The sequence below is a fragment of the Frankia sp. CeD genome, from assembly GCF_000732115.1.
GTDB classification, from domain to species: Bacteria; Actinomycetota; Actinomycetes; order Frankiales; family Frankiaceae; genus Frankia; species Frankia casuarinae.
Genome location: NZ_JPGU01000072.1, coordinates 1 through 10267, shown reverse-complemented (window position 1 = coordinate 10267; position 10267 = coordinate 1). Strand labels below are relative to the sequence as shown.

The 10267-nt window shown below is 68.2% G+C and carries 9 protein-coding genes and 1 pseudogene; 5 read left to right on the top strand and 5 right to left on the bottom strand.

What is annotated here, in order from left to right:
• Nucleotides 1–394: hypothetical protein (locus CED_RS20395; RefSeq protein WP_051868969.1), on the top strand; the 394-nt coding region annotated here is incomplete at its 5' end.
• A 70-nt stretch (nt 395–464) separates the two neighbouring features.
• On the opposite strand, the pseudogene CED_RS25650 reads toward CED_RS20395, so the two are convergent.
• Nucleotides 465–542: pseudogene (locus CED_RS25650) on the bottom strand (IS6 family transposase); the annotation flags it as partial.
• 182 nt (nt 543–724) lie between these two features.
• Entirely contained in the window at nt 725–1999 is a 1275-nt protein-coding gene (locus tag CED_RS20390; RefSeq protein ID WP_035913395.1) for a hypothetical protein, read from the bottom strand.
• Between the two features lie 212 nt (nt 2000–2211).
• On the opposite strand from CED_RS20390, the gene CED_RS20385 reads away from it, so the two are divergent.
• The 3 genes from CED_RS20385 (at nt 2212) to CED_RS20375 (ending at nt 5564) form a co-directional block, all read left to right on the top strand.
• A complete protein-coding gene (locus CED_RS20385) occupies nt 2212–2886 on the top strand; it encodes a response regulator transcription factor (protein ID WP_011436782.1) in 675 nt (224 codons plus the stop codon).
• On the top strand, nt 2879–4264 hold the full coding sequence (locus CED_RS20380) for a HAMP domain-containing sensor histidine kinase (protein ID WP_035913394.1): 1386 nt from the start codon (nt 2879–2881) through the stop codon (nt 4262–4264). Before CED_RS20385 ends, CED_RS20380 begins: the two co-directional genes overlap by 8 nt.
• 415 nt (nt 4265–4679) lie before the next feature.
• Nucleotides 4680–5564, top strand: a complete 885-nt coding sequence (locus CED_RS20375) for a ZIP family metal transporter (protein WP_011436780.1) — start codon at nt 4680–4682, stop codon at nt 5562–5564.
• On the opposite strand, the gene CED_RS24030 is transcribed toward CED_RS20375, so the two are convergent.
• Nucleotides 5492–6058 carry a Tn3 family transposase gene (locus tag CED_RS24030; protein ID WP_051868968.1) on the bottom strand — a complete coding sequence of 189 codons (567 nt, stop codon included), beginning with the start codon at nt 6056–6058 and terminating at the stop codon, nt 5492–5494. The two genes, CED_RS20375 and CED_RS24030, sit on opposite strands and share 73 nt — an antisense overlap.
• A gap of 87 nt (nt 6059–6145) precedes the next feature.
• On the opposite strand from CED_RS24030, the gene CED_RS20365 reads away from it, so the two are divergent.
• Nucleotides 6146–8482: a Tn3 family transposase gene (locus tag CED_RS20365; protein ID WP_235187208.1), complete on the top strand. Its 2337-nt coding sequence runs from the start codon at nt 6146–6148 to the stop codon at nt 8480–8482.
• A gap of 203 nt (nt 8483–8685) precedes the next feature.
• Here CED_RS20365 and CED_RS26430 read toward each other — a convergent pair whose 3' ends face one another.
• Together CED_RS26430 and CED_RS20350 are read right to left on the bottom strand one after the other, a co-directional pair.
• A complete protein-coding gene (locus tag CED_RS26430; protein ID WP_369807866.1) occupies nt 8686–9096 on the bottom strand; it encodes an HIT domain-containing protein in 411 nt (136 codons plus the stop codon).
• Between the two features lie 820 nt (nt 9097–9916).
• Nucleotides 9917–10267, bottom strand: a 351-nt coding sequence (locus CED_RS20350) for a transposase (protein ID WP_152569815.1), incomplete at its 5' end; no start/stop codon positions are given.

Sequence of the window (10267 nt, the reverse complement as noted above, 5' to 3'; positions counted from 1 at the left end):
CCCCCAAGGCACACCACGATCAACCCCCGGCCACAATCAGACCGTGGCGGGTATCCCGGAATCGACGAAGATCTCCTTGCGGCAGCGTCTCGTCGCGCATGCCGCCACGAACTGGCCCGGGATCAGCGTGTCCACCCGCTACCGGGGTCGGTTCGCCTACGTCACCGCGACCGATCCCGACGGCGACGACCAGCCCCTGTGCCGGCTCCGCTACGGCGGCTACGCCAACCAGTGGGGCTTCGCGATCTGGCGCGCCAGCCACGACGACTACGCCGACTCCGTCCTGGCCGACGGCTCACCGACCGGCACCGCCGAAGCAGCCCTCGACCTCGCCGCCGGCCTCTACCTACCCGCCACCACCCATCACCGACGAACTAACGGCGGCGACCACTAGCTAGGCAATCCCGTCCCTACCGGGCCCCGTTGCCCCACCCCCCGGGAACACGCCCACAGGCGCCGCCCTGGACAATCACCTTCGGCGGGAACCGGAACCCGGCGAATTCTGACGTCGGAACCGGTGGACGGACACGACGTCGACGCATCACTCGAGCATGACTGATCGGTCGCCGAGATGGCGAGCTTCGCCGACGCAACAGTGCCAACCAGCTGGGTCCTTGAGGCCGACAGGACCCGCCTACGCCGCGCACTCGCCGAGGCGGCTGCCGTGCCTCTCCCACAGAGGCGCGGCAGCCGGCTTGATGACCATCCACCGTCCGGTGACTCGTCAGCCGCCCAAAGACGTGGACAGCGCGGTCAACGCCTGCTTCTCGCTGGCGGGGTCAGGGTGGGATGCCCGCACTGCGCTGAGGGCGTCGTCGATCCGACCGTCGAGGAACGTCCAGGCGTTGCTGTCCATGGGCTTGAGCGTGGACTCATCATCGTCCCAGGTCGTCTCGAGACCCTTGATCCGGGCCTTGGCACCGCTCTGGTCGCCCGTGTTCACCTTGGTGAGCGTGTCGTCGACGATCGCCTTGAGGCTGGCGATATCGGCCGCTGGGAAGTGAGCGACTGCCTGGGCGGGGGTGAGCTGGATGGTGTTGGAGGCCGATCCGCCCTCCTCCGCCGCGATCGGAGAGGTGTGCGGGGTCTGCGCGGTGTGGTGGAGCAGAAGCCCGGCCGCGAGTGCGGCCACGGCGTAGAGGCTGAGGGCGAGTCGCTCTCGGCCGGGGCCCGCGCCGTGGACGCCGGTGTCCGGCGCCTCCGACTCGGGGATGACGTCCGCCTTCGACCAGGTGAGGTAGAGGACGGTGGCCCCGATGGCGACGAGGAAGATCACACTGGTGAGAGCGGTGCCCAGGCCCAGTCCCTGCTCGGATTTCGGGGTTGCGAACCAGTCGCCGATGTTGGCGCCCAGCGGCCGGGTGAGGATATAGGCCAACCAGAAGGCGAGCACCGGCTGCCCGCCGAACCGCCAGGCGACGACGACGATCGCGATGAGGGCGGCCGGGAGCAGGACCGCCTTGCCCGGGCCCCAGCCGCTGAGTTCGAGGGTCCAGTCGCCGGCGGCGGTACCGAGCGCGAAGGTCACCAGGACCGCGAGCCNGTAGAACGCCTCGCGGGGCGTCGAGGTGATGCTGTGGATCGACAGGGTGCGCTCACGCGCGTACCAGACGCCGAAGACGACCGCCAGGAGGAGAGCGAAGATCGTGGTGCTCACCTTCAGCGGAACGCCCTGGCTGTCCGTGAGGATGTCGGTGTAGAGCGTGCCGGTGATACTCACGACCACGACGGTGAGCCAGTAGGCCAACGGCACGTATCGGCGCAGCCGCATCTGCGCATAGAGCACCGCGGCCAGGACAGCGGTGAACAGGAGCGCCGTCCTGGTGAGGCCGACGCCGAGCGTCATGTTGATCCAGTCGGCGAAGCTCTCGCCGACGGTGGTACAGAGGATCTTGATTACCCAGAACCAGATCGTGATCTCGGGGACCTTGTTCAGCATCTCGCCCTCCCGGGAGGAGGGTCGGCTGACGGTCAGTTCGGTGGTCATGTGTGGCAGCATCGCGAAGAGATCCTGCAATCAACCTGTACGAGTGTCGGCCCGAGCGTCTGGGTCACGAGCAGGCGTCGCCGCGACGCGGAGAACACCTCGGCTCGGCGCCCGCCGCCGAGTCTGCGCCGCGAAGCGCCGACTGGCCGTCAAGGTTGCGTGCAGGTTCTGCTCGTCATCATGCGGACCGGACATGAAGGGTCGCAGTACTGACGGAGGAAGCGATGATCACGATCGGGGTCTGCGAGGACCAGGAGTCCATCCGGACCATCCTTGTCCGAGGGCTGCGTCAGGCTGGCTACGAGGTGGTCGTCGCCCACGATGGCCGCGAGGCGCTCCGCCAGTTCAGCCCGGACAACAACGTCGGCGTGATCATCATGGACATCGGCCTGCCGGACGCTGACGGCCGCGATGTCGTCCAGGCGCTCAAGTCAGTCGGGCAGCGCGCTCCCGTCCTCTTCCTGACCGCGCTCGGTGCGACGCACGACCATCTTGCCGGTTTCGCCGCCGGCGCGGACGACTATGTCACCAAGCCGTTCGACCTGCGGGTGCTTCTGGCACGCCTCGAGGTTCTGGCGCGCCGTGGACCTGCCAGCGCCATCAGCGCGGGCGGGCTTGTCCTCGACCCGGTCACGCACTCGGCCCGCACCGCGGCGGGACAGGTACGCCTCACCCCCACCGAGTTCCGGATGCTGGCGGCGATCACCGCTCGGCCGCACGAGGTGGTGCGCAGAAGAAGTGTCATCGCCGCTGCCTGGCCCGACGGAGCGATCGTCAGCGACAACACCGTCGACTCCTTCATCCGCCGTCTGCGGAGCAAACTCGAGTCGATCGACTCGCCGACGGGAATCGAGACGATTCGAGCCGTCGGATTCACGATGACGCGGAAGGATGGCTAGGCGAACGGTGGCGAACTGGGCTTCCCGGGTCGTGACCTGGCGCCTGCGGTGGCGGGACCGACTGAGTCTGCGGGCACAGCTCGTCACGATCACGGCCCTCCTCGCCAGCGCCGTCGCCGCCGGTCTGGTGATCGTTGTCCAGATCTCCCTCGCCGGCGCCGCGCGCAGCACCACGGACAGGGTGCTGAACGATCACGTCAAGGCCCTGGTGGCCAGCATCAGTGCGGCGTCACCCGACGGGGCCCTCCACGTGCCCCGATCCCAGCTCAACCCGGGCGTCGCGGTCTANGACACCTCGGGGTCACGGGTCGCCGGAACCATTCCGCCCTCCATGCAGGAGGAGTACAAGGAACTTTCCACAACGGACAGGCAGCGCATCGTCGAAGGCGGCGAACCCTTCGCCATCATGGCCCTGCCCTTCACGACCTCATCGAAGCTGCAGGGGGTGGTGATCCTCGCCGAGCCCCTGGCTCCCTACGAGCGGAACGAGCAGGCAGCGATGGTGGTCTCCATCATCGCCGGGGCGCTGCTCGTCCTCATGGCCGCCGGCTCGGCGGCGTGGATCAGCAGGCGGGTGCTGAGCCCGGTGGAGCAGATGGCACGCACGGCCGCCGAGTGGAGCGAGCACGACCTCNAGCGCCGGTTCGCACTCGGAGCCCCGACCAACGAGATCCGGGCTCTCGGCAGCACCCTGGACGGGCTGCTGGACAAGGTCGCCTCCGTCATCAGGGCCGAGCAGCGTCTCACCTCGGAGCTCGCCCACGAGCTTCGGACGCCGTTGACCACCATCCACGGAGCCGCCGACCTGCTCGCGCTGCGCACCGATCTGGACGACCAGGCGCGCGAGGACGTCGCACTCATCAAGAACTCCAGCGCGTCGATGTCCAACACGATCAGTGCGCTGCTGGACCTTGCCCGCCGCCACCGCCAGGCGCTTCACAGCGACCGCACGCAGCTGGACGACCTGGCGGTCAAGCTCAAAGGCCTGCCTTTGCCCCGCGGCCACGTGAACGTCGACCTGTCCCCGGCGCTTTCGATCAACGTTCCCGAGGTACTCGCCATCCGCGCGCTCGCCCCGATCCTGANCAACGCACTCCAGGTCTCGGACCGCGCCTGGGTCAGTGCGCGGGCCGACGGCCGAAACGTGACCCTACTCGTGGCCGACAGCGGCCCCGGGGTGCCCGACCAGTGGGTGGAGACGTTGTTCGAACCCGGCTGGAGCGGGAACGGGGGCTCCGGCCTCGGACTCTCGCTCGCGAAACGGGTGGCGCGCAGCGGCGGAGGCGACGTCTCGCTCGTCGAACAGTACAACCAGTACGGCGGCGCCACCTTCGCCGTCATGTTCCCCGGCGGCCGCGCCGCCCGCACCCAGCACTAGCTCGTCGCGGCCGGCGGTTCGGGCAAACTGCTTCAGCTCGCAAGCCCCGGCCGCTCGAGCCCGCGCGGCCAGCCGTGGCGGGCGCCGGNCGGGNCGCCCGCGAAGATCCGACCTCGAACACGCCTCAGCTCTCAGCCCGCCCTGGATCAGGCCCCTACGGCTGGAAGACGGCTCGGATGCTTGGTCTTGAACAGCTCATAGCCGTGGAGGGTGTACGGCCGGGCCGGTCTCGGCCCACTTCGCCCATGAACTCGTGCCAGATGACGTCGCCGGCCTCGCCGGATCGGCGTGCGCCGGGGCACGTCCGGGTGCTGCTTCCCGCGGCAAGCGCGGCTTGCGATCGCATGCTTGTGTCGTAGCTGAGGTTAACCTAAGCTTCGGCTCCATCGGTGGGGGACACGACGACGGGGCTGATGTGAGCGAGACACGGACACTGATTCTCGGGTTAGTCGCGGGCGTGACGATCCTGCTCGGTCTTCCGCTGGGCCGGCTGCGCCGGCCGATGCCGGCCGTGAGCCAGTTTCTCAACGCGACAGCGGTCGGTATCCTGATCTTCCTGGTGTGGGACGTGCTCGCGCACGCCTGGGAGCCTCTCGACGCCGCGCTGGGCAAGGTGCATGACCACACGGGCGGCCTCGCGCCAGTCTTCGGGTACGGAGCGTTGTTTCTGGGCGGCCTTTCCATCGGGCTCCTGGGCCTGCTCGGCTACGAACGTGCGCTCGCGCGCCGTTCTCACCGGCCACAGCCCGTCGATGCGGCCGGGCGGCCGCGTCGCGTCGGGCCGGGTGCCATGGCGGCCGACGAGCTCACCGCACGCACACCGCCGGTCGAGTCAGGCCATTCCCCGGCCCGCCGGCTCGCGATGACCATCGCCGTGGGCATCGGCCTGCACAACTTCGGTGAGGGGTTGGCCATCGGCGGCAGCGCCGGCCGGGGTGAGATCGCCCTGGCCACCCTCCTCGTGATCGGCTTCGCGCTACACAACGCAACCGAAGGTTTCGGGATCGTCGCGCCGCTCGCCGCCGAGACCGACCGGCCCGGCTGGGGCTTCCTGCTGCTGTGTGGGCTCATCGGAGGCGGTCCCACCGTGGCGGGCACTGCCATCGGCCGGCAGTTCACCAGCGACCCGCTGAGCGTGATCTTCCTGTCGCTGGCGGCGGGTTCGATCCTCTACGTCGTCGTGCAGCTCATCGGGGTGGCGTCGCGCCTCGGCCGCAAGGACCTGCTCTACGTCGGGATCCTGGCTGGGCTTACCGCCGGGTTCCTCACCGACGCCGTCGTCACCGCAGGCGGTGCCTGACCCGTCGGCCCGTTGACGGGGTAGCCCTCGGCGCACAGCTTGTCCAACGCCGCGTCCAGGTAGACCGTGTTCCATAACGTGATGCAGTTGATGACCAGGCCGAGCGCGCCGAGCTGGTCTTCCATGCCGGCGTGGTACGGCTCGCGTAGTTCCCCNCGCCGGCCGNGGNAGACGTGCTTAGCCAGGCCGTGGCGGCCTTCCTGCAGGTTGCGCATCCGTTTGATAGCTCGCCGGTAGGACTCGGCGTCGACGTAGGCCAGCACGTGCAGGGTCTTGAAGATCCTGCGGTACATCAGGTCGATGGCATGCAGCGAGTCCCGCGGCGTGCCCGACAGCACCATTCCNGCCACCTCCACGCCCTGGTCGTTGACCATGGTGAGGTAGGTGGCGCCCTTACGCCGGCCGAAGTACTTCGGGTTCGGCCGGGCGTGGATCGAGCGGACCGGCACGACGAACCGGGTGCCGTCGACCGCGGCGACCAGGCCCCGCCCCACGCCTGCGCGGTGGCGATGTCGGCCTGCCCGGCGATCAGCGGGGCGTTCGCGGCGGCGTGCGTCTCGGCCCGTACGTAGTTCTGGTAGATGTGGCTGATCCGCGCCCTGGTCGCGGTCGATGTCCCGGACGACGACACCGGTCAGGATTCGGCACTGGCATTGATCAAGTCGGTGCCGGGCAACGTCAGCCTGGACTCGATGCTGACCGAGATCCGTAAGCTGCGTGCGGTCCGCGCGGTCGACCTGCCCGACGGTCTGTTCGCCGATGTCGCCCCGCGGGTGGTCGCGGCGTGGCGGACCCGGGCCGCGGTGGAGTCCCCGTCGCACCTGCGTGACCATCCCGACCCGCTGATGCTGACATTGCTCGCGGCGCTGCTGCACCACCGGCACGGGGAGATCACTGACACGCTGGTGGAGTTGCTGATCTCGACGGTGCNCCGGATCGGCGCGCGGGCGGACCGGAAGGTCACCGAGGAGCTGATCAACGCGTTCAAGCGGGTGACCGGCAAGGAGAACATCCTGTTCGCGATCGCTGAGGCCTCGCTCAGCAGTCCGGACGAGCCGGTCCGTGAGGTGGTGTTCCCGGCGGTCGCGGGTGGGGAGCAGACGCTGCGGGAGCTGGTGGCCGAGTTCAAGACGAAGGGGCCGGTGTACCGGCGCACCGTGCGGACCACGCTGAAGGCGTCGTACTCGAACCACTACCGGCGCGGGCTGATCGCGCTGCTCGACGTGTTGGAGTTCCGGTCGAACAACGACACCCACCGGCCGGTCCTCGACGCCCTCGACCTGATCCGCCGATACGCCGACACCCGGCTGACGTACCTCCCCGCCGGCGAGACGGTCCCGACGCACAAGGGGCTGCTGGGCGACTGGAACGAGCTGGTGTTCACCGACCGGGCCAAAGGCCCGAAGCGGGTCGTCCGCGGCGTCTACGAGATCTGCACCTTCCAGGCCCTGCGCGACAGCCTGCGCTGCAAGGAGATCTGGGTCGTCGGCGCGGAGAAGTGGCGCAACCCCGATGAAGACCTGCCAGCCGACTTCGAGGCCCAGCGCGCCACGCACTACGCCGCCCTGCGTAAGCCGCTGGACCCGACCGCCTTCATCGACCAGCTACGTGAGGAGATGCGGACCGAACTCGCGGCGCTCGACACCGCGCTGCCGAAGCTGCCCTGGCTGGAGATCGCCGAGCGGGGCAGGAACGGCCCGATCCGGCTGACCGACCTCGACGCCGCACCCGAACCGCGCAACCTGCGCCGCCTCAAGGCCGAGGTGCGGACCCGGTGGGGCACCGTCCCCCTGATCGACATGCTCAAGGAGGCGGTCCTGCGCACCGGCTGCCTCGCGACCGCGACCACCATGGCCGGCCGTGGCGACCTGGCCCCCGAGGTGCTCGCCGAACGGCTGATGCTCGCGATCTACGCCTACGGCACCAACACCGGCATCCGCGCGGTCGCCGGCAACGCGCAGAACGGCCACAGCGAGGACGACCTGCGCTACGTGCGCCGCCGGTATCTGACCACCGAGCTCGCCCGCACGGTCGCCGTCGAGATCGCCAACGCCACCTTCGCCGCCCGGGCACAGCAGGTCTGGGGCTCCGGCTCCACCGCGGTGGCCAGCGACTCGACGCACTTCGGCGCGTTCGACCAGAACATCTTCACCGAGTGGCACTCCCGCTACGGCGGCCGCGGCGTGCTGATCTACTGGCACGTCGAACGTAAAAGCATGGCGATCCACTCCCAGCTGCTCACCTGTTCGGCGTCCGAGGTCGCGGCGATGGTCGAGGGCGCGATCCGGCACGGCACGGCGATGGAGGTCGAGGGCACCTACGTCGACTCCCACGGCCAGTCCGAGATCGGCTTCGGGATCACCCGGCTGCTCGGCTTCGACCTGCTCCCACGTATCAAACGGATCAACAAGGTTCGCCTGTACCGGCCGGCTGCTGGCGAACCGGACGCCTACCCGCGGATCGGCCCGGCGCTGACCCGGCCGATCCGCTGGGACGTCGTCGCCGAACAGTACGACCAGATGATCAAATATGCCACCGCGATCCGGACCGGCACCGCCTCCGCCGAGGCGATCCTGCGCCGCTTCACCCGGACCAACGCGATCCACCCCACCTACCAGGCCATGATCGAGGTCGGGCGGGCGCAGCGGACCCTGTTCGTCGCCCGCTACCTGCGCGACCGGGACCTGCAACGCGAGATCAACGAAGGCCTCAACGTCGTCGAGTCCTGGAACCGCGCCAACAGCGTCATCTTCTTCGGCAAGGGCGGCGACATCGCCACCAACCGCCGCGACGAACAGGAACTCTCCGTCCTCTGCCTACGGGTCCTGCAGGCCGCCCTGGTCTACGTCAACACGCTCATGGTCCAGGACGTCCTCGCCGACGACGCCTGGGCCGAGCAGCTCACCGGCGCGGCCTGACCCCGTTATTCTGGACGCACGTCGCCCCGTACGGCGAGGTGAAACTCGACATGACCAGCCGCCTGACACTCAGCGTGTCCGCCGCGGCGCCGCTGGTGTAGACCCGAACAGCCTGGCATGCCTCGGGTCGGGGGGAAGAGACTGAGACATGCCGGGTCCGGCTGGTAACCGCATCCCTCGCCAGGAGAGTTCAACGACGCTCGTCACGTGCCATACGCGTCGCGTGTGAGGGTGGATAGTGCCGCTCGTAGATCGGCGTGAAGCTGGTTGTGTGCCGCGCTAATCGCGTGTTCCTTCTTCGTCCGCTCCGCGCCATATAGGTAAACGGGGCCGACCCGGAGACTCTCCTCCTCCCACCTGTAACGTGCGTGTACATGGCCGTGGAGATGCGGCCAGAGGTTCCCCAGCACTTCGTAGTTGATCCGCAGAAAGTCTTCGTCCCGAGCCGCGCATACCTGCGAGACGGCCTCGCCGAGAAGGGACAGGTCAAAAAGGAAGTCCATTCGTTCTGGGCGGGGAAGGTCAGTCAGATGGTTTGCCGATCCGGCGTAGACGAGCAGGCAGTAGCCGGGGAGATGCTGCGTGCTGCCTAGCACTGCCCATCCAGTGCGCATTCGATGGAGAACGTGGGGTTCCTCACCGCTTTCCAACGTGGTAAGCCATTCGCTGCTCATGTCCACGCCCTCCGTGCCCTGCGCTGTGTCTGCGCGGTCTACACCAACGGGCGCCATACGTTAGCATAAGCACATGATCGATCGGGTCGCTACGCTATGTGATTTGGCTGAAGGTCAGTGGGGGTGTGTCACGGAGCGGCAAGCGGAGAGAGCCGGTGTCTCCGTCGTCGAGCTTGGGCGTTTCAAAGAAGCAGGGGTCGTTGAGCCTGTCATCGAGGGGGTGATGCGTATTCGCGCTGGTGGGAGGCATCTTTTTCCGCGGCTGTACAGCCAGTGGCTGATGCTGGATCCGGAGCGGCCGGGGTGGCTGCGGGATGCCCCGGGGTGCGGCGTTGTCTCCCATGCCACGGCGCTGCGGGTCTACGGGATTGGTGACCGGCCGGGACTCGGCGTGGAGTTCACGCTTCCCGCTGGCCCAGCCCGGCCAAGGAGCTCTCATCCTGGCATCGTCCTGCACTCTGGCGAGGTAGCTGCCGATGAGTGGACGACCCGGTCCGATCTTTTTGTGACCACTCCCGCACGCACATTGCGCGATCTAACCTACAGCGGGCGGTTCGACCTCGCCGAACTCGGCCGCGTCGCCCACGCCTTTCTGCGCNCCCNCCTAGCGAACGAGACCGAGTTGGCTCGAGGTCTGGAAGTAACCGCCAGGACATCGCCCTACAGCGGTGAAACCGCGGGTTCGTTGGAGTCGATTCTGCGTGCGGCGGACGAGGACAGCGTAGACTTCCCCGCCCACCCGCCAGGGTGACCCGCAAAGTCATTGATGCAGGTCAGCGGGGTTGTCGAGAGTGAGGATGGCCAGGAGCAGGGCGTTGTCGTGTCGGATTCTGCGGATGGTCGGGGCGATGCGGTTATGGCCAGCGAGGCGAATCAGCCCGATGATCAGGTTACGGAGTGTGGTCATGATGCGGGGCAGTGGGCCGGTCCGAACCCGCGAGGCATCCTCACGGAACGTCACATCGCGCACCCAGTGGACCTTGTTCTCGATCGTCCAATGCCCTCGGGCGTAGCCCGCGAGATCAGCGGGTGTGACCGCGTCGAGGGTGAGGCTCGTCAGGACGTGGACCGTGACAGTGCTCGGGATCGTCCGGGTGACCCGGGCCCGGCC

What these genes read in the sequence shown, in the direction of transcription:
- CED_RS26430 (WP_369807866.1), bottom strand. Translation starts at nt 9,096, where the DNA reads ATGCGCACTGGATGGGCAGTGCTAGGCAGCACGCAGCATCTCCCCGGC.
- CED_RS20385 (WP_011436782.1), top strand. Translation starts at nt 2,212, where the DNA reads ATGATCACGATCGGGGTCTGCGAGGACCAGGAGTCCATCCGGACCATC.